Source organism: Serratia sp. TSA_130.1 (assembly GCF_052691795.1).
The window spans coordinates 321669-341846 of the sequence record NZ_JBQZFS010000001.1; the positions used below are offsets into that span (position 1 = coordinate 321669).

The following is a 20178-nucleotide window of genomic DNA, read 5'->3' on the forward strand; positions in this document are numbered from 1 at the left end:
ATTCTCTTGTAGGATTCAAACACAACAACGCCGGCATTCACCGGCGTTGTTGATAGGCTGACGCGAGAGCAAAACCTAGGCGGCATCAGCCGGCTTAGGCGCTTTTTGCTCATCGCGCAATTCTCGCCGCAAAATCTTGCCGACGTTCGACTTCGGCAGTTCATCGCGGAACTCAACAATTTTAGGCACTTTATACCCGGTCAGGTGGCGTCGGCAATGGGTCAACAGCTCTTCCTTGGTCAGCGAGGCGTCTTTCTTCACCACGCAGATCTTCACCGTTTCGCCGGAGGCCTCGCTGGGCACGCCGATTGCCGCACATTCCAGCACTTTCGGGTGCTGGCTGACCACATCTTCAATCTCGTTCGGATACACGTTGAAACCCGAGACCAGGATCATGTCTTTCTTGCGGTCGACGATGCGTACAAATCCCTGATCGTCCACGGTCACCACATCACCGGTCGCCAGCCAGCCGTCTTTCAGCACTTCGTCGGTGGCATCCGGGCGCTGCCAATAGCCTAACATAACTTGCGGCCCTTTGACCCACAGTTCGCCCGGCTCGCCCGGCGGCACATCATGGCCGTTGTCGTCCACCAACCGAATGTCCGTCGACGGCACCGGCAGACCGATGCTGCCGCTGTAGTGCTTAAGATCGTAAGGGTTGCCGGCCACCAGCGGCGCGCACTCCGTCAGGCCGTAACCTTCCAGCAGGTGTTTGCCGGTGGTTTTCTCCCACTTCTCGGCCACCGATTTTTGCACCGACATGCCGCCGCCGACCGAGAAACGCAGCGTAGAGAAATCGAGCTTGTGGAAGTCTTCGTTGTTCAGCAACGCATTGAACAGCGTATTTACCCCGCTCATGGCGGTGAACGGGTATTTGCCCAATTCTTTCACCAGGCCCGGAATGTCACGCGGGTTGGTGATCAGCAAATTGCGCCCGCCCAGATCGATAAACAGCAGGCAGTTCACCGTCAGCGCGAAAATGTGATACAGCGGCAGCGCCGTCACCACCAGCTCCTGCCCTTCACGGAACAGCGGCGAATAGGCGGCCTTGGCCTGCTCAAGGTTGGCCTGCATGTTGCGGTGCGTCAGCATCGCCCCCTTCGCCACCCCGGTGGTGCCGCCGGTGTATTGCAGGAAAGCCAGATCGGCATTAATGATGTCCGGTTTTACATATTGCAAACGGCGGCCGCGCTGCAGCGCGCTGCGGAAGGAAATGGCGTCCGGCAGGTTGTATTTCGGCACCAGACGCTTAACGTATTTGACCACGAAGTTGACCAACGTGCCCTTGGCGGCCGACAGCTGATCGCCCATGCGCGTCAGGATCACGTGTTTGACCTGGGTGTTGAACACCACTTTTTCCAGCGTATGGGCAAAGTTGGAGACGATGACGATGGCACTGGCGCCGCTGTCGTTCAACTGGTGCTCCAGCTCGCGCGGGGTATACAGCGGGTTGACGTTGACCACCACCATGCCGGCACGCAGAATGCCGAACAGGGCAATGGGGTATTGCAACAGGTTAGGCATCATCAGCGCGACGCGGTCGCCCTTCTTCAGGCCCAGCTCATTTTGCAGGTAAGCCGCGAAAGCCCGGCTGCGTTCTTCCAGTTTGCGGAAGGTCATCACCTCGCCCATATTGATAAAGGCGGGCTGATCGGCATAGCGCTGCACGGCATGCTCAAACATTTCGATCAACGACGAATAGCGATCGGCATCAATCTCTGCGGGCACATCTGCCGGATACCGTTTTAACCAGACCTTATCCAAGGTATTACTCCTGAAATCATTACTAATTATCATCGCAGCCCTCAAACTCGCAGCCTAACCATAACAATATTTTAACTCAGCAGACCAGTTCGGGTTTTAAACATTACTCAGGTTGCGATGTACGTCACTAATTGTCGGATATTCCTTATCCCAAAAAACAAAAGGGCGGCCTGAGCCGCCCTGTCAAATTTGTTCACATCAAGCGTATGTTACTCGGTTACGATGGTTTGCACCTGTGCCGGGCCGGGGTTGTACCAGCCATAGCCGGCGCCCCAGCCGGGTCCCCACGGGCCACCGCGCCAGCCCCAAGGGCCCATCGGCGCAGGCGGCATCACCACCTGCTGTACCAGATGCCAGCGCTTGAAACCGGTCACGTTCATCGTTACGAAGCGATATGGCGTCATGCCGATCCGCCCCTCTTTCAGGCCGGTGATAGGGCCGACGACGGTCACCAGTTGGCCTTTGAAATCGACCGGTTCGAGGAAGCCGTTCACCGTGGCCAGCAAGCGGCCGTTCGACGGTTCACCCAGTATCGGCCGCGCACCGCTGTCGAGCGGCACCGCCGCGATCTCCAGCAGCGTGCGCCCTTGTTCGTTGGCGACGTTCACCACGGTGCCGCCGAAGCGGGCTTCCGCGCCGGTAAACAGGTTCGGTGCATTTTGTACCGAGGAAAGCTGAGTCACCGGCGAAGGACTGGAGCCTTTGATCGCATCCGGTACGGTGACGCACCCGGTCAGAACCAGCGCGCCGCAGGCGACGGCCAGCAGCGACAGCTTTTTACTTGCAGTGCGGATTAACATGGTCGCAATCTCCTGAAATGCCTGTAACTTTGACCGCGTTTCAGCGCTCAAGTTGCAGGCCTTCATCGCCCGGCATCAACATCAGCACAATAACGCCGCGATTACTCGCGGCCCGGCAGTTTTTTCCAGGTCACTTCATTGCGCAGGTAGGTCGGCTCGGCGTTTTCCACCGCCACCGCCAGCCCCTGTTGCCAGGCGTGCAGCGCCAGCGGCAGCATGTCTTCCGCCTGCGGCAACAGCATCTGGCCATCGCGCACGCTCAGCGTGGAACCGTTGACCAGATCGGGGTAGGTTTGCCAGCCGGTGCCGACGTGGGCCCATTCGCCCTGCAGGCGCTGTGCGCGCTCGAACGCCTGCGCCGGCGACAGCACCGCCTCGCCTTCGCTTTCCAACCAGCGGCCGTCGGCCTGACGTTCGAACTGCCCCCAGTAGACCTCGCCCATGCGCGCATCGATCGCCGCCAGCACACGCGCCGCGCCGCTGACGCGCCAGGCGCCCTGCGCCATGGTTTGCAGCGTAGAAACGCCGATCATCGGCAGATCGGCGCCCAGCGCCAGGCCCTGAGCGATGCCGATGCCGATGCGCACCCCGGTAAAACTGCCGGGGCCGCGGCCGAAGGCCAGCGCATCGAGCTGGTTGAGCGCCAGGCCGGATTCCGCCAGCACCTGCTGCACCATAGGTAAAATACGTTGCGTATGCTCGCGTGGGCACAGCTCAAACAGGGCGTGGATTTCGCCTTGATTCCAGACGGCGACGGAACAGGCTTCCGTCGCGGTATCGATCGCTAAAATTCGCGTGGACATGCCAACCTCTGGCGGGAATAAAACTGGGTTTTTCATACAGGGCGCGCATTGTAGCACAGCCCCGTAAGCCCTTCATCTTTCACGTGGCCGACGTATCAGCGGCCTGCAAGAAGGCGATCGCCTGCTTCAGATCGCGGGTACGCGGCGTAGGCGGCAGGCTATTGAGGAACACCTCGCCATAAGGGCGCATCACCAGACGGTTATCGCAGATCACCAGCACGCCGCGATCGTCGGTATCGCGGATCAAACGGCCCACCCCCTGTTTCAGGGTGATGACCGCATCCGGCAACTGCACGTCATTGAACGGATCGCCGCCGCGCAGGCGACAATCTTCAATGCGCGCCTTCAGCAGCGGATCGTCCGGTGAGGTAAACGGCAGCTTATCGATGATCACGCACGACAGCGCATCGCCACGCACGTCCACCCCTTCCCAGAAGCTGCTGGTCGCCACCAACAGCGCGTTACCGGCGGCGACGAACTGTGCCAACAGCTGCCCTTTGCTGGTTTCCCCTTGCAATAAGACCGGCAGCGTCATCGTGGCGCGGAACTCTTCCGCCAGCTCGCGCATCAACTGGTGCGATGTGCACAAGAAGAAGCAGCGGCCGTTGTTGGCTTCGATTAATGGGCGCAGCATGCGCGCCAGCTGGCGCGCCCCGCCGGGCTGATTCGGCGAAGGCAAAAAGCGCGGCACGCACAGCAACGCCTGTTTGGCATAGTCGAACGGGCTCGGCAACAGCAGCGTTTTGGCCTTGGTCAGCCCCAGCCGTTCGGTGAAGTGACCCAACTGATCGTTGACCGACAGCGTCGCCGAGGTAAAGATCCAGCTGCCCGGCTTCTCGTCCAGCATTTCGCGGAAACGATCGGCCACCGTCAACGGCGTCAGCGCCAACACGAAGTGGCGCGAATTGCACTCATACCAATAGCTGTAGCCCGGTTCCGTCACCGCCTTGAGGCGTTTGAGACGCGCGCGGTACAGCGTGGCGCGCTCAAAGGCGGCATCCAGCAGCGCCGAACGCCCCAGCGACAGTTTCATGACGTCATAACACAGCTCCAGCGCGTCATCGAGCAGCAACAAAGCACGCTGCACGTTCGGTTCGCCGAGCACATCCCGCAGGTTGCCGCGAAAACCCGGCTCCCCCAGATTCAGACGGAAATCTTGCGTGCTCAGGCTGAGACGGTCGGCGCTTTTTTGCAGTTGGGCGGCATCGCGCACCTCGGTGCGGTAGGCGATGGTGATGTCCTTCGCCAGATCCAGCAGTTGGCGGCTGGTGAGCTGCTGGCCGAAATACTGGCTGGCGATGTCGGGAATTTGGTGCGCCTCATCGAAAATCATCACCTCGGCTTCCGGGATCAGCTCGGCGAAGCCGCCCTCTTTCACCACCATATCCGCCAGGAACAGGTGATGGTTCACCACCACCACATCCGCATCCATCGCGCGGCGGCGCGCTTTGACCACGAAGCAATCCTGATACAGCGGGCAGTCGCTGCCGAGACAGTTGTCATTGGTGCTGGTCACCAATGGCCAGACGAAGCTGTCTTCCGCCACTTCGCTGCAGGTGCTGATATCACCCTCTTTGGTCTGCGACGACCACTTGCGCAGTTGCACCAGATCGATCAACGTCTGCCCCGCCAGCTCCCCGCCGGCCATCGACTGTTGCTCAAGACGCTCCAGACACAGGTAGTTGGAGCGCCCCTTCAGCAGCGCCAGCTTGCCTTTGTACTTCAGCGCTTTGGCGACGGTGGGCAGATCGCGCGCATACAGCTGATCCTGCAGCGCTTTCGAACCGGTGGAGATGATCACTTTGCGATCGGCACGCAGCGCCGGCGCCAGATAAGCGAAGGTTTTGCCGGTGCCGGTGCCGGCTTCCACCACCAGTTCCTGCTTGAAATTGATCGCTTCGGTAACGGCTTGCGCCATCTGCCGCTGCGGCTCACGCGGTTTGAATCCCTTGATAGCCTGCGCCAATGCGCCGTCTGTTGCAAAATCGTCTGTCACGCTGTCTCTCTGCCGGTGTCATTCAGCGGTGATTATGCCAAGCCTGCCGCCCGGCTACCACCCACTTTATCGCCGCGCTTTTTCATCACCGGCTGTGCTACCCTTAGCGGGACTATGATATGGAGATAAGCAAATGAATATCGAAAGAATTGATCCCGATCAGCGCTGGTCCGAAGCCGTGGTGCACAACGAGACCGTTTACTACACCAGCGTGCCTGAGAATCTGGACGATGACGCGACCGCGCAGACCGCCAACGCCCTTGCCGCCATCGACGTGCTGCTGGAACGTGTAGGGTCGGACAAAAGCCGTATTCTGGATGCCACCATCTTCCTGGCCAATACCGCCGACTTCGCCGCGATGAACGCCGCCTGGGACGCCTGGGTCGTCGCCGGCAGCGCGCCGGTGCGCTGCACCGTGCAGGCTCAGTTGATGAATCCGAAGTACAAGGTGGAAATCAAAATCATCGCCGCGCTGTAAGCCACGCGCAGACGAAAAAAAACCGCAGACGGCAACGCCTGCGGTTTTTTATTGCCCGCTATCAGGACAGTTTGAGGATCACCATCCCCGTCAACAGCAGCGCCAGGCCAATCCAGCCTTTGGCGTTCAACCGCTGGCCGAACATGATCCAGCCTGCGGCGATGGTGGCGGCGATACCGAAACCGCCCCACAACGCGTAAGCGATTGACAGATCGATGCCCTTTACCGCCTGCGCCAGGGCGCTGAACGCACCGAGTACCGACAGCAGCGACAGCAATCCCAGCCAAACTTTACGGAAACCGTCCGACATCTTCAGGAAGATGTTGGCGATGATTTCCAGCACGATGGCCAATCCCAGGAACCCAATGTGGTACAACTCAAACTGTTGCATGGTTGTCACCTCGCGGGCTGACCTGTTTTCGCTCTTTGCGGGTACCGGATTTCACCAGCATGATACCGGCGATCAGCGTAGCCAGACCCAGTACCTTCAGCGCCGAAATGGGCTCGTCGAACCACAGCACGCTGAACAGGGTAATGAACAGAATGCCGATACCTTCCCACAGCGCATAAGCCACGCCCAACGCCACGCGTTTTACCGCTACTGACAGCAACACATAAGACGCGGTGATCATCACGTACATCACGATATGCCCGATCATGCCGCCATTGACGCTGGCGTATTTCATCGACAAGGTGCCGATGATCTCGGTCATGATGGCCAAACCTAAAAAGATCCAATAAATCATAATTTTTCTCCCAAACGGCGAATAACGCGCGCCAAGGCATATTTATCCCGATTTATCTCGTCGAACGGCCGCAGTACGGCGCGCAAGACGCAGAGATCCCTGGGGATAAACTGACCCAAACGCAAAAAGAATGTTTGTCCGGCTGAACGGTAGAGCGAAGGCGTAAGCCCGCTACCAGCACCGGTTAAGGGAGAAAGACGCTATAGCTCGCTGCACCAGTGATGCTCACTGGCAAGGATCGCAGACAGGAAGAGTTGGCACGTAGAGGTTCTGAGGGTAGTTCCGTTAATAGTCATCATAATAGTTCTCTATTATCAGCCGCACACCGTGCGATTTGCCCAATATCCTCATAAAAGTAAAATTTTCAACTGAGATATTTTTACCATAGCCAAAATAAGAAAGCAAACTGCCGTTTTCATAAAAAAGCAGAAAAAAACGGGTTAAAAATAAGAAAGTTAATCGCGATAAAAATTAAAAAAGGCCCAACGGAGCGTTGAGCCTTGCGAGATCCGCGGGTGAGCAAATAAGCGCCAACCCCAGGCCTGGCGCGGGTTACAACGCGGCGCCGCTGACGGCGCTGCGCGCCAGTTCAGTGATGCGCGCGTAGTCGCCGCTTTCGAGCGCATCGGCCGGCGCCAGCCAGGAGCCGCCGATGCACAGCACGCTTTTTAGCGCCAGATAATCGCGGTAATTGTTCGGCGTAATGCCGCCGGTCGGGCAAAAGCGCACCTGCGGGAACGGGCCGCCGATCGCCTGCAGCGCCTTCACGCCGCCGTTGGCTTCCGCCGGGAAGAATTTGAATTCGCGCAGGCCGTAATCCATGCCCAGCATCAGTTCAGATACGGTGCTGATGCCCGGGATCAACGGGATTGACCCCGCCGTCGCCGCCTGCAGCAAAGCGTCGGTCAGCCCCGGGCTGATGGCGAACTGCGCCCCGGCCTCGGTCACCTCCCGCAGCTGCTGTGGATTGATCACCGTACCGGCGCCGATGATCGCCTCCGGCACCTCTTTGGCGATAGCGCGAATAGCCTCCAGCGCACAGGCGGTGCGCAGCGTCACCTCCAGTACCCGCACGCCGCCGGCAACCAACGCTTTCGCCAGCGGCACCGCCTGCTCCAGCGTGTTGATCACGATAACAGGCACCACCGGCCCCGCCGTCAGGATCTGTTCAGCGCTGGTTTTCCAGTTTGTCATCATTCTTTCTCCATTACTCGCGGTTAACAATGGCACGCCCCTGCCACAGGGCTCCGCGCAAACGCGCGAACGTCCGGCCGTACCGTAAGTGATGTGGCCCACGCGCAGATCGCAGGCAAAAAAAAGCCGGCAGACGGGCTGCCGGCATTGCGCATTACTCGAACTCGTTCCAGGAACGGCCGTCGCGGGTGATCATCGCCACCGAGGCCACCGGCCCCCAGGTGCCCGCCTGATAAGGCTTAGGCGCTTCGTTGTCGGCTTTCCACGCGTCCATGATGGAGTCGACCCACTTCCAGGCCTCCTCCACTTCGTCACGGCGCACGAACAGCGCCTGAATGCCCCGCATGGTCTCCAGCAGCAGGCGCTCGTAGGCGTCCGCCACGTGCTCCTGGTTGAAGGTTTCCGAGAAACTCAGATCCAGCTTGGTAGTCTGCAGGCGGTGCTTGTGATCCAGCCCCGGCACCTTGTTCAATACCTGAATTTCGATGCCTTCGTCCGGTTGCAAACGAATGGTCAGCTTGTTTTGCGGCAGCTGCTGATAAGAGTCGCTGAACAGGTTAAGCGGCGGATTCTTGAAGTACACCACCACTTCCGAGCATTTGGTCGGCAGACGTTTACCGGTACGCAGATAGAACGGCACCCCGGCCCATTGCCAGTTGTCGATGTCCACGCGGATGGAAACGAAGGTCTCGGTGCTGCTGCTCTTGTTCGCCCCTTCTTCTTCCAGATACCCCGGCACTTTCTTGCCCTGAACGAAACCGGCGGTGTACTGACCGCGCACGGTGGTTTCCCGTACATTGGTCTGATCGATGCGGCGCAGCGAACGCAGCACCTTCACCTTCTCGTCGCGGATGCGGTCGGTGGTCAGATCCGCCGGCGGCGACATGGCGATCATAGTCAGGATCTGCAGCAGGTGGTTCTGGATCATGTCGCGCATCTGGCCGGCCTGATCGAAGTAGCCCCAGCGCCCTTCGATGCCCACCTCTTCCGCCACGGTGATCTGCACCGAATCGATGGTGCGGTTGTCCCAGTTGGACGCGAACAGCGAGTTGGCGAAACGCAGCGCCAACAGGTTCAACACCGTCTCTTTGCCGAGGTAGTGGTCGATGCGGTAGACCTGGGACTCGTTGAAGAACTCCGCCACCTGATCGTTGATCACGCGGGAGGACGCCAGATCGGTGCCCAACGGTTTCTCCATCACCACGCGCGCCGGCTCATGGTTCAGCTTGGCTTCGCCCAACCCTTTGCAGATGGCGCCGAAGGTGCTTGGCGGCATGGCGAAGTAGTTGATGGTGGTGCGGTGCTTCTGATCCAGCATTTTACCGAGTTTGGTAAAGTTCTTGCTGTCGTTGACGTCCAGATTGCAGAAGTCCAGGCGCGCGCTCAGCGTGGCCCAGAGTTCGTCATCCAGCTTTTCCTTCATGAAGGTGCCAAGCGCTTCCTTGACCACTTCGGTATAGGCTTTTTTATCCCACTCCGCGCGGCCGACGCCGATGATCCGCGTATCCGGGTGGATGTGTCCGGCTTTCTCTAACTGGTACAGGGAAGGCAGCAGCTTACGGCGCGCCAAATCACCTTTCGCGCCGAAAATAACCAGGTCACACGCCTGGGCTGTAGAGGTTACCGCCATGTTCATCTCCTCGTTGCAGGATATTTGTAATTTTCTTACATTACTAATGTACTCTGTTTGACTACGGCCAGCAAACCCGGCGCAGAAGCAGAAAAAAGACGTTAAGATCTCAGTGGTAGCGCCACTGCGCGCCGGCGCCCTCACAGGCGGGCAAAACTGTAATTTTTCGTCTTTTTTGACGCTCTGTTACCATTATGAAAGTTAGACACAGGTCATATTCTGGTGAAAAAAGCCTGCATACGCCCTGTCGAGACTGCCAACGGTTACCAGCACGTAGTATATTTTCACTAAACCGGCATTGATTTCTCCTTTGTTTGCAATCGACATACCCTATCGATTTCAGGTTACAGCCGCTCGTTTGGCGTCTGCTTGCACGGCGAACACGGGCGAAATTCGGCGCTGTTGCTTGAAAGCCACAGGGATAAAACCATGAGTGACTCTCGTTATATGAATACGCTGGACAAAATCCAGAGCCATCTGGAGCTCCTGAGCAAATCTGAAAGGAAAGTCGCCGAGGTGATCCTGGCCTCCCCGCAGACCGCCATTCACTCCAGCATCGCCACGCTGGCGCGCATGGCCGACGTCAGCGAACCCACCGTCAACCGTTTTTGCCGTCGCCTTGATACCAAAGGCTTTCCCGACTTCAAACTGCATCTCGCCCAAAGCCTGGCTAACGGCACGCCCTACGTAAACCGCAACGTCGAGGAAGATGACAGCGTCGATTCCTACACCAGCAAGATCTTCGAATCGGTGATGGCCAGCCTGGATACAGTAAAGGCAAATTTGGATATTGCCGCAATCAATCGTGCGGTTGACCTGCTCACCCAGGCAAAAAAGATCTCTTTCTTCGGTCTGGGCGCCTCCGCCGCCGTGGCCCACGACGCGATGAACAAATTTTTCCGCTTCAATATTCCGGTGGTCTACTTCGATGACATCGTCATGCAGCGCATGAGCTGCATGAACTCCGGCGAGGGCGACGTGGTGGTGTTGATCTCTCACACCGGCCGCACCAAGAACCTGGTGGAAATGGCCCACCTCGCGCGAGAAAACGACGCCACGGTACTGGCTATCACCTCGCGCGATACCCCGCTCGCCCAGGCGGCGACCCTCGCGTTGCTGCTCGACGTGCCTGAAGACACCGACGTTTACATGCCGATGGTGTCGCGGATCGCGCAATTAACGCTCATTGACGTGCTCGCCACCGGATTTACCTTGCGCAGAGGGGCTAAATTCAGAGATAACTTGAAGCGGGTCAAAGAAGCGCTCAAAGAATCGCGCTTTGATAAAGGCGTAGTCATTCCCAACAGTTTTGACTCGTAACCCGACGAAGAAAAAAGTCGCCGTTCAACAGACATTTGAATGGCGACATCAGAGGCTGTACCCTGTTAATACGCTCATGCGGGTAACCCGGGTGAAATATCAGTGTTGTAAAATTACATTTCACGCCTGGTTTCGTTATCCGACGTTATCGCAACACCAATATTTGCTTCACCAGTCAACGGAGTAATACATGTCCAGACGGCTCAGAAGAACCAAAATCGTTACCACCCTGGGTCCGGCTACAGACCGCGACAATAATCTGGAAAAGATCATTGCCGCCGGCGCCAACGTAGTTCGGCTTAACTTCTCCCACGGCAGCCCGGAAGATCACCAGGCTCGCGCAGACAAAGTTCGCGAAATCGCTGCCAAACTGGGACGTCACGTCGCTATCCTCGGCGATCTGCAAGGGCCGAAAATCCGCGTTTCCACCTTCAAGGAAGGCAAAATCTTCCTCAACGTGGGCGATAAATTCCTGCTGGACGCCAACCTGTCAAAAGGCGAAGGCGATAAAGAAAAAGTCGGTATCGACTATAAAGGCCTGCCTGCCGACGTCGTGCCGGGCGACGTCTTGCTGCTCGACGACGGCCGCGTTCAGCTGAAAGTGCTCGAAGTTCAGGGCATGAAAGTGTTTACCGAAGTCACCGTTGGCGGCCCGTTGTCCAATAACAAGGGCATCAACAAACTCGGCGGCGGCCTGTCGGCCGAAGCGCTGACCGAAAAAGACAAGGCGGACATCGTCACCGCCGCCAAGATCGGCGTCGACTACCTGGCGGTCTCCTTCCCGCGCACCGGTGAAGATCTGAACTATGCTCGCCGCCTGGCGCGCGACGCAGGCTGCAACGCCAAGATCGTGTCCAAGGTCGAGCGCGCCGAAGCGGTCTGCAGCGACGAAGCGATGGACGACATCATTCTGGCCTCCGACGTGGTGATGGTCGCCCGTGGCGATCTGGGCGTCGAAATCGGCGATCCGGAGCTGGTCGGGATCCAGAAGAAACTGATCCGCCGCGCCCGTACTCTGAACCGCGCGGTGATCACCGCGACTCAGATGATGGAGTCGATGATCACCAACCCGATGCCGACCCGCGCCGAAGTCATGGACGTGGCCAACGCCGTGCTGGACGGCACCGACGCCGTCATGCTGTCGGCGGAAACCGCTGCCGGCCAATACCCGGCGGAAACCGTGGCGGCGATGGCGCGCGTTTGTCTGGGCGCCGAGAAGATCCCGAGCATCAACGTTTCCAAACACCGTCTGGACGTGCAGTTCGACAATATCGAAGAGGCGATCGCCATGTCTTCGATGTATGCGGCCAACCACCTGAAAGGCGTCACCGCGCTGATCGCCATGACCGAGTCCGGCCGCACCGCGCTGATGATGTCACGCATCAGCTCCGGCCTGCCGATCTTCGCCATGTCGCGGCATGAGCACACGCTTAACCTGACCGCGCTGTATCGCGGCGTGACGCCGGTGTATTTCGACAGCCACAAAGACGGCGTCATCGCCGCCAACGAAGCCGTCAATCGCCTGCGCGACAAAGGCTTCCTGGTCTCCGGCGATCTGGTGATCGTCACCCAGGGCGACGTGATGGAAACCGTCGGCACCACCAATACCAGCCGTATCCTGCGCGTCGAGTAATTCACGCCGCAGACGAAATGCCGGCCGGCTCACCTAGGCCGGCATTTTTTTTGCTCTGACACTGCCATTACGACGGAGAACGCCATGCTCCACCAGCACAATCCCGCCTCGACCTATGATGAGCTCGAGCTCGATGGACGCGGCCTGACGCAGCTCGACGAATCGCTGTTTGCCGGCCACGCGCTGCGCAAGGTCAGCCTGTACAACAATCAGCTGACGGCCTTCCCTACTCCCCTATTCCGGCACCAGAATCTGCGGGTGCTGAACATCTCTTGCAATCAGCTCGACCGTCTGCCGCCGGAGATTGGTCAGTTGCAACAGCTCGAGATGTTCGATTTTGGTCACAACCGCGCGAGCGAACTGCCTGAAACGTTGGGGCGACTGCACCGGCTGAAATACCTCTACCTGAGCGATAACGGCTTTAGCGACCTGCCGCGCGCGCTGGCGCAACTGCAGCAGTTGGTTTACCTCAACGCGACCGATAACCAGCTGACCGTCTTGCCGCAGGCAATACCGAGGCTGGCGGCGTTGCAGGAGCTGCGTTTATACAACAATCGCATCCGCAGCCTGCCCGGCGAAATCGGGCAACTGCGCGCGCTGCGCGAGTTGCATATCATGAAAAATGCCCTGACCACGCTGCCGGCGGAAATGGCTCTGCTCGGCGAGCTTGAAATACTCGATGCGGCCAACAATGCCATCACCGAACTGCCGGCAGCCTTCTGCCGCCTGCCGCGATTGAGCGAGCTGAACCTGCGTTTTAATCAGTTGACGCGCCTGCCGGAAAATATCGGTGAGCTCACGGCGCTGAGAAGTCTGGATCTGCGCGCCAACCGCCTGAGCGATCTGCCGGAAAGCCTCGGTGAACTGAGCCGGCTGCGCAAGCTGGATCTGCGCTGGAATGATTTCACCCACACGCCCAACGTCATTGAGATCCTGCGGGCGCGCGGCTGTATGGTGCACATCTGAAGTGACGCCGGCCAGGGTGTGGCCCGACCGGCATTAGCGGTAGATAGGATTAACGATACAGATCGTCGCGCGAGTAGGGTTCAATCTCCCCTTCCTTGCGCGTCTTCAACAGTTTGAGGATCCAGGTGTACTGCTCAGGGTTCGGGCCCACCAGATTCTCCACCTCTTCGTTCATGCGGCGGGCAATGCGCGGATCGTCCGCTTCGGCCAGATCGTCCATCGGCTCGCGAATATAAATATCCAGCATGCTGGTTTTGCCGTCGTACACCGGGAACAACGGCACGATCGCCGCACGACACACTTTCATCAACCGCCCGACCGCCGGCAACGTCGCCTTATAGGTGGCGAAGAAGTCGACAAACTCACTGTGCTCAGCGCCGTGATCCTGATCGGGCAGATAGTAACCCCAATATCCCTGGCGAACCGAACTGATAAACGGTTTGATGCCGTCATTGCGCGCGTGCATGCGGCCGCCGAATTTACGACGCACGGCATTCCACAGGTAGTCGATCAGCTGATTGCGCTGATTGTGGAACATCGCCGCCATCGGTTGACCGCGCGCGGCCATCAACATCGCCGGCACATCCACCGCCCAGCCATGTGGCACCAGGAAAATCACGTTGCGCCCTTCCGCGCGGATCTTGTCCAACACCTCTTCACCGTGCCAACGCACGCGCTTGAGCACTTTTTCCGGTTTGGTGCAGGCCAGTTCCGCCATCAGCACCATCGACTGCGGCGCACAGGCGAACATCTGGTCGATAATGTGCTCACGCTCGCTTTCCGGCAGTTCCGGCAAGCAATACAGCAGGTTGATGCGGGCACGACGACGCGCCCCTTTCGCCAGCTTGCCGGCCAGTGTGCCGATCGCTCCCAGCACCGGATCGCGCAGGCGCGCAGGCACCAGAGAAACGCCGGCCATCAGGCCGGTTCCCAGCCACACGCCCCAGTAGCGCGGGTATAAAAAGGCTTTTTGAAACTGCGGGATGAACTCTACGTTCGATTTCTTCTCGTTTTGCATGCACATGCTCTTCGCTTAGCAATTCGGCTAATCATAATTGCCATCACCAATTTTGCAATTAACAACCGCGAACCGCCCAGATAAAACAGCATCGGCCCGCAATCAGGCCGATGAAATTAACGGCGCCGGAGCGCCGGAATAAGGGGGACGTTAATCCAGTTGCAGCTGAGGAACCACTTCCTTCACCTGCGCCAGATAATCGCTGCGGTCTTTGCCGCCCAGGCCTTCGGAACGCGGCAGTTTGGCCGTCAGCGGGTTCACCGCCTGTTGACCGGTCCACAGTTCAAAGTGCAGGTGCGGCCCGGTGGAACGGCCGGTGTTGCCGGAGAGCGCTATGCGATCGCCACGCTTCACCTTCTGGCCCGGTTTCACCAGCAGCTTTTTCAGGTGCATGTAGCGCGTGGTGTATTGGCGACCGTGGCGGATCGCCACATAGTTGCCCGCCGCGCCGCTGCGCTTGGCGATCACCACCTCGCCGTCGCCGACCGCCAGCACCGGCGTGCCGACCGGCATGGCAAAATCGACGCCTTTGTGCGGCGCCACGCGGCCGGTCACCGGGTTCACCCGGCGCGGGTTGAAGTTGGAGGAGATGCGGAACTGTTTCATGGTCGGGAAACGCATGAAGCCGCGTGCCAGGCCAGAGCCCTGGCGATCGTAGAACTTGCCGTCCTCGGCGCGGATCGCATAGTAATCTTTGCCGCCCGTGCGCAGACGCACGCCCAACAGTTGGCTTTGCGATTTCTTGCCGTCGAAATGTTCGCGCGACATCAGCACGGAAAACTGGTCGCCCTTGCGCAGTTTGCGGAAATCGAGCTGCCATTGCAGCGCCTTGATCACCGCATTGATTTCGTTACGGCTCAACCCGGCGTCGCCGGCGCTGCTGACGAAGCTGCCGTTAACGCGGCCGCTGATCACGTTGTTGCGCCATTCGCCCTGCTGCGCCTCTTTCGACTCTTTGAAGCTGTTGCCGACGCGATCGTAGATGCGGGTTTCTCGACGAGAAACTTCCCAGGTCAACTGCTGCAGATCGCCCGCTTCGTTCACGGTCCACGACAGCTGTTGGCCGATCTTCAGGTTGCGCAGATCGCGGTTTTGCGAAGCCAGCAGCGTGACATCCGACATATCGATGCCGTACTGCGTCAGAATGCTGCCGAGGGTATCGCCGGTGGAAACCACATATTCATGCACGCCATCATCGCCGGCATCCTTCTGGTCCAGCTCATCCTGCGGGATTTCGTCATCGGGGGTGGGTTGGTCGGCATCTATCGGTTCACTGGCTTCGGGGAGCAATGACCGCAACTGGCTGGATTCTAACTCGACGCTCTTGGCGATGGGATTGTGTTCTGGGTGGTAAACAAAAGGCCGCCAAACAGCGACGGCCAATGTGACGACTGTCAGCGACCCCAGCATGACGCGGTGGGGCCGTGGCAGGTTGTTATACGCCAGAGCGATAGTTCGGACTATCTGCTGCACTCGATATTATCCTCATAAGCTTACTTCAGGCAGCTCACGTACTGGCTTGACAACTGTGTCAGGAATTTCCCGTAGCTGTCCTTCCCCAGCGCGATGCCGATGCCCAGCGGGTCCAGCGTTCCGGAACGCACAGTGGTACCCTTGGCGACGGCATTGATTACGGCCGGCCTGAATTGTGGCTCAGCAAAAACGCATACCGCTTTCTGCTCAACCAACTGTGTTCGAATTTGGTGTAGGCGCTGTGCTCCAGGCTGAATTTCGGGATTGACGGTGAAATGGCCCAGCGGACTCAAACCGTAGTGTTTCTCAAAGTAGCCGTAAGCATCATGAAAAACAAAATAACCCTTACCTTGCACAGGCGTAAGCATGTTACCAACATTTTTGTCAGTTTGCGTCAGCAGATTCTCGAACTGGCGCAGGTTTGCGTCTAATTTGTCCTTATTTTGCGGCATAAGTTCCAACAATCTGTCGTGAATCGCGATCGCGGTCACTTTTGCCACCTCCGGCGACAGCCAAACGTGCATATTGTACTCGCCGTGATGATGCCCATGATCGTCATCAGCATGGTTATGCGCCTCGCCTGCATGATCATGATCGTCGTCATCTTCGCCTTTCATCAGCAGCGGCTTCACCGCGGGCAGTTCGCTGATGGCGAGTTTGCGGGTTGCCGAGATAGGCACCAGCGCCTTGGTCAGGAACGCTTCCATATCCGGTCCGACCCACAGCACCAGGTCGGCAGAACGCAAACGCTGAATATCGGAAGGCCGCAGCGCGAAGTCGTGCGGCGAAGCGCCATCCGGCAGCAGCACCTCGGTCGGCGTCACGCCGTCGGCGATAGCCGAAGCGATAAAGCCCAGCGGACGAATCGTCGTCACCACCGCAGCGGAAGCGCTGCTCAGCGGGCCGGCCATCACGAGTGCGCTGGCCAGCAGCGTGCGCTGCAGCCATTTATTTTTCTGTGCCATCATCAGTAATCCCATCGTTTTCATCAACAAGGCGTGATATTATAACATTCGCTTCGTTCTGCAACCTGTAATCTCGAGATGTCTACACTGATAACGCTAAAAAATATCTCCGTCGCCTTCGGCAGCCGCAAGGTGCTGTCGAATATTTCCCTCAGCCTGCAGCCTGGCCGTATTCTCACCCTGCTGGGCCCGAACGGCGCGGGTAAATCCACGCTGGTGCGCGTAGTGCTGGGATTGGTAAAACCGACCGCCGGCACGCTGGAGCGTGAGCCCGATCTGCGCATCGGCTACGTGCCGCAAAAGCTGCACCTCGACGCTACCCTGCCATTGACCGTCAGCCGCTTTATGCGCCTGAAACCGGGCGTAAAGAAAGCCGACATTCTGCCGGCGCTCAAACGCGTGCACGCCGCCCACCTGCTCGACCAGCCCATGCAAAAGCTCTCCGGCGGCGAAAACCAGCGCGTGCTGCTGGCGCGAGCGCTGCTGAATAAACCGCAGCTGCTGGTGCTGGACGAACCCACGCAAGGGGTGGACGTCAATGGCCAACTGGCGCTGTACGATCTGATCGATCAACTGCGCAAGGAGCTGGGGTGCGCCGTGCTGATGGTCTCGCACGATCTGCATCTGGTGATGGCGAAAACCGACGAGGTGTTGTGCCTCAATCAGCACATCTGCTGCTCCGGCGCGCCGGAGGTGGTGTCGATGCATCCCGAATTCATCGCCATGTTCGGCAACCGCGGCGCAGAGCAGCTGGCGGTGTATCGCCACCATCACAACCACCGTCACGACCTGCAGGGAAGAATTGTCTTGAAGAAGACCGGGAGCCGCGAAGCATGATCGAATTGTTACTTCCCGGCTGGCTGGCCGGGGTGTTGTTGGCCGGCGCCGCCGGGCCGCTGGGCTCCTTTGTGGTCTGGCGCCGGATGTCCTACTTCGGCGATACCCTGGCGCACGCCTCGCTGCTCGGCGTCGCCTTCGGTCTGCTGCTGGACATCAATCCTTTCTATGCGGTGATCGCCATTACGCTGCTGCTGGCCCTGGCCTTGGTGTGGCTGGAGCGCCGCCCGCAGCTCTCGGTGGATACGCTGCTCGGCATTCTGGCCCACAGCGCGCTGTCGCTGGGGCTGGTGGTGGTGGCGTTGATGTCTAACGTGCGGGTCGATCTGATGGCCTATCTGTTCGGCGATCTGCTGTCGGTCACGCTGAGCGACATCGTGATGATCGCCGGCGGCGTCGCCGTGGTGCTATTGGTGTTGTGGTGGCAATGGCGCGATCTGCTGTCGATGACCATCAGCCCTGAGCTGGCGCACGTCGACGGCGTCAATCTGGCGCGGGCGCGCACCGTGCTGATGCTGGTCACCGCCTTGACCATCGGTCTGGCGATGAAATTCGTCGGCGCGCTGATCATCACCTCGCTGCTGATCATTCCGGCGGCCACCGCTCGCCGCTTCGCGCGCACGCCGGAGCAGATGGCGGGCATCGCGGTGCTGCTCGGGATGGTGGCGGTTACCGGTGGCCTGACCTTCTCGGCGTTTTACGATACGCCTGCCGGCCCTTCGGTGGTGCTCTGCGCCGCCGTGCTGTTCACGCTGAGCCTGTTTAAAAAACAGCAGGCTTGATTAAAGCCGGGATATGACGAGGGCCGCATCTGCGGCCCTTTCTTATTGGCGGATTAAAAACTTACGCTTCGCGTTCGAGGCCGAAATGCCGGTAGGCGTGCTGCGTCGCCAGACGGCCGCGCGGCGTGCGCTGGATAAAGCCCTGCTGGATCAGGAACGGTTCGATCACGTCTTCGATGGTCTCACGCTCCTCGCCGATCGCCGCAGCCAGGTTATCCAACCCGACCGGGCCGCCGGTAAACTTGTCGATAATCGCCAACAGCAGTTTGCGATCCATATAGTCGAAGCCTTCGGCATCGACGTTGAGCATATCAAGCGCCTGCGCCGCCACCGCGCCGCTGATCACGCCGTTGGCGCGCACTTCGGCGAAGTCGCGCACCCGGCGCAACAGACGGTTGGCGATACGCGGCGTGCCGCGCGCGCGGCGGGCTACCTCATGGGCACCCTCGTCGGACAGCTCCAGCCCCAGGCAGCCGGCGCTGCGTGAGACGATGTGCTGCAGATCCGCCACCTGATAAAACTCCAGCCGCTGGACAATGCCGAAGCGATCGCGCAGCGGTGAGGTCAGCGAACCGGCGCGGGTGGTTGCACCCACCAAGGTAAACGGCGGCAGATCGAGCTTAATCGAACGCGCCGCCGGCCCTTCGCCGATCATGATATCCAGCTGATAGTCTTCCATCGCCGGATACAGCACCTCTTCCACCACCGGTGACAGGCGGTGGATTTCGTCGATGAACAACACGTCGTGCGGTTCGAGGTTGGTCAGCATCGCCGCCAGATCGCCCGCCTTCTCCAGCACCGGGCCGGAGGTGGTACGCAAATTCACGCCCATTTCGTTGGCCACGATGTTGGCCAGGGTGGTTTTCCCCAGCCCCGGCGGACCGAAGATCAGCAGGTGGTCGAGCGCGTCGCCGCGCTGCTTGGCCGCCTGGATGAAAATCTCCATCTGCTCGCGCACGTGCGGCTGGCCCACATATTCGGTCAACAGCTTGGGACGAATGGCGCGATCGAGGACTTCTTCCTCGTTGAGCGGTTCGGCGGAGATCAGGCGATCGGCTTCAATCATTATCTACCTCTTAGCGGCCTTACAAAGCAGCGCGCAACGCGTCGCGGATCAGGGTCTCGCAGTCGGCACCCGGTTTGGCAATTTTGCTGACCATGCGGCTGGCTTCCTGCGGCTTATAGCCCAGCGCCACCAATGCCGAGACCGCTTCGGCCTCCGCATCCGCCTCAGGCGCTTTCTCAGCGGCGGACGGCAAGCTGATCTCGCTGCTGTTGAACAGATCGCCGTTGAGCCCTTTGAAGCGGTCTTTCATTTCTACCACCAGGCGTTCGGCGGTTTTCTTGCCCACGCCCGGCAGCTTGACCAGCGCGGTGATCTCTTCACGTTCCACCGCGCTGACGAACTGCTGCGCGGACATGCCGGACAGGATCGCGAGCGCCAGTTTCGGCCCGACGCCGTTGACCTTGATCAGCTCGCGGAACAGCGCGCGCTCTTGCTTATCGTTGAAACCGTACAGCAGCTGCGCGTCTTCGCGCACCACGAAGTGGGTAAACACGATGGCCTCTTGCCCCAGTTCCGGCAGCTCGTAAAAGCAGGTCATCGGCATGTGCACTTCATAGCCCACGCCGTTCGCCTCCAATAACACCAGCGGCGGCTGCTTTTCCAGAATATTTCCTCTGAGACGACCTATCATTTACCCTCCTGCAGAATGACCGGGCATGGCGCCCTGCCATGCCGTTGCTGGTAAAGCTTATAACATAAAAAAGGCT

General features: G+C 59.1%; 19 protein-coding genes. 6 read left to right on the plus strand and 13 right to left on the minus strand.

The genetic code is table 11. From position 1 onward, the window contains the following. Positions 1 to 75: 75 nt before the first annotated feature. From fadD to ACUTQY_RS01480, 4 genes are all read right to left on the minus strand, one after another. Positions 76 to 1764, minus strand: a complete 1689-nt coding sequence (gene fadD, locus ACUTQY_RS01465; protein WP_033643344.1) for a long-chain-fatty-acid--CoA ligase FadD — start codon at positions 1762 to 1764, stop codon at positions 76 to 78. A gap of 209 nt (positions 1765 to 1973) precedes the next feature. Further along, entirely contained in the window at positions 1974 to 2564 is a 591-nt protein-coding gene (locus ACUTQY_RS01470; protein WP_021503867.1) for a Slp family lipoprotein, read from the minus strand. Between the two features lie 101 nt (positions 2565 to 2665). Continuing rightward, on the minus strand, positions 2666 to 3367 hold the full coding sequence (tsaB, locus tag ACUTQY_RS01475) for a tRNA (adenosine(37)-N6)-threonylcarbamoyltransferase complex dimerization subunit type 1 TsaB (RefSeq protein ID WP_046687241.1): 702 nt from the start codon (positions 3365 to 3367) through the stop codon (positions 2666 to 2668). A gap of 79 nt (positions 3368 to 3446) precedes the next feature. Then, positions 3447 to 5363, minus strand: a complete 1917-nt coding sequence (locus ACUTQY_RS01480) for an ATP-dependent DNA helicase (protein WP_342188174.1) — start codon at positions 5361 to 5363, stop codon at positions 3447 to 3449. Positions 5364 to 5496: 133 nt separating this feature from the next. Between ACUTQY_RS01480 and ACUTQY_RS01485 the strand changes: the two genes are divergently transcribed. Beyond that, on the plus strand, positions 5497 to 5841 hold the full coding sequence (locus ACUTQY_RS01485; protein ID WP_004932322.1) for a RidA family protein: 345 nt from the start codon (positions 5497 to 5499) through the stop codon (positions 5839 to 5841). Positions 5842 to 5902: 61 nt separating this feature from the next. Here the strand turns inward: ACUTQY_RS01485 and mdtI are convergent, their stop codons facing one another. From mdtI to zwf, 4 genes are all read right to left on the minus strand, one after another. Continuing rightward, complete coding sequence (gene mdtI / locus ACUTQY_RS01490) at positions 5903 to 6232, minus strand: multidrug/spermidine efflux SMR transporter subunit MdtI (protein ID WP_046687242.1); 330 nt, start codon at positions 6230 to 6232, stop codon at positions 5903 to 5905. Continuing rightward, positions 6219 to 6587: a multidrug/spermidine efflux SMR transporter subunit MdtJ gene (gene mdtJ, locus ACUTQY_RS01495; protein ID WP_004932327.1), complete on the minus strand. Its 369-nt coding sequence runs from the start codon at positions 6585 to 6587 to the stop codon at positions 6219 to 6221. The genes mdtI and mdtJ overlap by 14 nt, the downstream gene beginning before the upstream one ends. Positions 6588 to 7139: 552 nt before the next feature. After that, complete coding sequence (locus ACUTQY_RS01500; protein WP_046688494.1) at positions 7140 to 7781, minus strand: bifunctional 4-hydroxy-2-oxoglutarate aldolase/2-dehydro-3-deoxy-phosphogluconate aldolase; 642 nt, start codon at positions 7779 to 7781, stop codon at positions 7140 to 7142. 154 nt (positions 7782 to 7935) lie between these two features. Next, complete coding sequence (gene zwf / locus ACUTQY_RS01505; protein ID WP_033643346.1) at positions 7936 to 9411, minus strand: glucose-6-phosphate dehydrogenase; 1476 nt, start codon at positions 9409 to 9411, stop codon at positions 7936 to 7938. 447 nt (positions 9412 to 9858) lie between these two features. Here zwf and ACUTQY_RS01510 point away from each other — a divergent pair, with 447 nt between their 5' ends. The 3 genes from ACUTQY_RS01510 (at position 9859) to ACUTQY_RS01520 (ending at position 13330) form a co-directional block, all read left to right on the plus strand. Beyond that, on the plus strand, positions 9859 to 10731 hold the full coding sequence (locus ACUTQY_RS01510) for a MurR/RpiR family transcriptional regulator (RefSeq protein WP_033643347.1): 873 nt from the start codon (positions 9859 to 9861) through the stop codon (positions 10729 to 10731). 190 nt (positions 10732 to 10921) lie between these two features. Beyond that, positions 10922 to 12364, plus strand: coding sequence for a pyruvate kinase (gene pyk, locus ACUTQY_RS01515; RefSeq protein WP_019452801.1), 1443 nt, complete (start codon positions 10922 to 10924; stop codon positions 12362 to 12364). Positions 12365 to 12448: 84 nt separating this feature from the next. Then, positions 12449 to 13330 carry a leucine-rich repeat domain-containing protein gene (locus tag ACUTQY_RS01520; RefSeq protein WP_046687243.1) on the plus strand — a complete coding sequence of 294 codons (882 nt, stop codon included), beginning with the start codon at positions 12449 to 12451 and terminating at the stop codon, positions 13328 to 13330. 49 nt (positions 13331 to 13379) lie between these two features. Here the strand turns inward: ACUTQY_RS01520 and lpxM are convergent, their stop codons facing one another. From lpxM to znuA, 3 genes are all read right to left on the minus strand, one after another. Then, positions 13380 to 14348: a lauroyl-Kdo(2)-lipid IV(A) myristoyltransferase gene (gene lpxM, locus ACUTQY_RS01525; RefSeq protein WP_042785718.1), complete on the minus strand. Its 969-nt coding sequence runs from the start codon at positions 14346 to 14348 to the stop codon at positions 13380 to 13382. A gap of 150 nt (positions 14349 to 14498) precedes the next feature. Beyond that, positions 14499 to 15821, minus strand: a complete 1323-nt coding sequence (gene mepM / locus ACUTQY_RS01530) for a murein DD-endopeptidase MepM (protein WP_046687244.1) — start codon at positions 15819 to 15821, stop codon at positions 14499 to 14501. Positions 15822 to 15841: 20 nt separating this feature from the next. Beyond that, complete coding sequence (gene znuA / locus ACUTQY_RS01535) at positions 15842 to 16786, minus strand: zinc ABC transporter substrate-binding protein ZnuA (RefSeq protein WP_033644289.1); 945 nt, start codon at positions 16784 to 16786, stop codon at positions 15842 to 15844. Positions 16787 to 16864: 78 nt separating this feature from the next. Between znuA and znuC the strand changes: the two genes are divergently transcribed. After that, positions 16865 to 17623, plus strand: coding sequence for a zinc ABC transporter ATP-binding protein ZnuC (gene znuC / locus ACUTQY_RS01540; protein ID WP_004932357.1), 759 nt, complete (start codon positions 16865 to 16867; stop codon positions 17621 to 17623). After that, positions 17620 to 18405 carry a zinc ABC transporter permease subunit ZnuB gene (znuB, locus tag ACUTQY_RS01545; RefSeq protein ID WP_033643351.1) on the plus strand — a complete coding sequence of 262 codons (786 nt, stop codon included), beginning with the start codon at positions 17620 to 17622 and terminating at the stop codon, positions 18403 to 18405. Before znuC ends, znuB begins: the two co-directional genes overlap by 4 nt. A 61-nt stretch (positions 18406 to 18466) precedes the next feature. Here the strand turns inward: znuB and ruvB are convergent, their stop codons facing one another. Both ruvB and ruvA read right to left on the minus strand, forming a co-directional pair. Continuing rightward, the gene (gene ruvB / locus ACUTQY_RS01550) at positions 18467 to 19471 is read right to left on the minus strand and encodes a Holliday junction branch migration DNA helicase RuvB (protein WP_033643352.1); all 1005 of its coding nucleotides are present in this window, start codon (positions 19469 to 19471) and stop codon (positions 18467 to 18469) included. A 19-nt stretch (positions 19472 to 19490) separates the two neighbouring features. Beyond that, positions 19491 to 20102: a Holliday junction branch migration protein RuvA gene (ruvA, locus tag ACUTQY_RS01555; RefSeq protein ID WP_033643353.1), complete on the minus strand. Its 612-nt coding sequence runs from the start codon at positions 20100 to 20102 to the stop codon at positions 19491 to 19493. Positions 20103 to 20178 lie beyond the last annotated feature (76 nt).

Bases quoted from the DNA above. Each gene is read 5' to 3' on its own strand.
- ACUTQY_RS01470 (WP_021503867.1), bottom strand. From the start codon at position 2,564: ATGTTAATCCGCACTGCAAGTAAAAAGCTGTCGCTGCTGGCCGTCGCC.
- tsaB (WP_046687241.1), bottom strand. From the start codon at position 3,367: ATGTCCACGCGAATTTTAGCGATCGATACCGCGACGGAAGCCTGTTCC.
- ACUTQY_RS01485 (WP_004932322.1), top strand. From the start codon at position 5,497: ATGAATATCGAAAGAATTGATCCCGATCAGCGCTGGTCCGAAGCCGTG.
- mdtI (WP_046687242.1), bottom strand. From the start codon at position 6,232: ATGCAACAGTTTGAGTTGTACCACATTGGGTTCCTGGGATTGGCCATC.
- mdtJ (WP_004932327.1), bottom strand. From the start codon at position 6,587: ATGATTTATTGGATCTTTTTAGGTTTGGCCATCATGACCGAGATCATC.
- ACUTQY_RS01500 (WP_046688494.1), bottom strand. From the start codon at position 7,781: ATGACAAACTGGAAAACCAGCGCTGAACAGATCCTGACGGCGGGGCCG.
- zwf (WP_033643346.1), bottom strand. From the start codon at position 9,411: ATGGCGGTAACCTCTACAGCCCAGGCGTGTGACCTGGTTATTTTCGGC.
- ACUTQY_RS01510 (WP_033643347.1), top strand. From the start codon at position 9,859: ATGAATACGCTGGACAAAATCCAGAGCCATCTGGAGCTCCTGAGCAAA.
- pyk (WP_019452801.1), top strand. From the start codon at position 10,922: ATGTCCAGACGGCTCAGAAGAACCAAAATCGTTACCACCCTGGGTCCG.
- ACUTQY_RS01520 (WP_046687243.1), top strand. From the start codon at position 12,449: ATGCTCCACCAGCACAATCCCGCCTCGACCTATGATGAGCTCGAGCTC.
- lpxM (WP_042785718.1), bottom strand. From the start codon at position 14,348: ATGCAAAACGAGAAGAAATCGAACGTAGAGTTCATCCCGCAGTTTCAA.
- znuA (WP_033644289.1), bottom strand. From the start codon at position 16,786: ATGGCACAGAAAAATAAATGGCTGCAGCGCACGCTGCTGGCCAGCGCA.
- znuC (WP_004932357.1), top strand. From the start codon at position 16,865: ATGTCTACACTGATAACGCTAAAAAATATCTCCGTCGCCTTCGGCAGC.
- znuB (WP_033643351.1), top strand. From the start codon at position 17,620: ATGATCGAATTGTTACTTCCCGGCTGGCTGGCCGGGGTGTTGTTGGCC.
- ruvB (WP_033643352.1), bottom strand. From the start codon at position 19,471: ATGATTGAAGCCGATCGCCTGATCTCCGCCGAACCGCTCAACGAGGAA.
- ruvA (WP_033643353.1), bottom strand. From the start codon at position 20,102: ATGATAGGTCGTCTCAGAGGAAATATTCTGGAAAAGCAGCCGCCGCTG.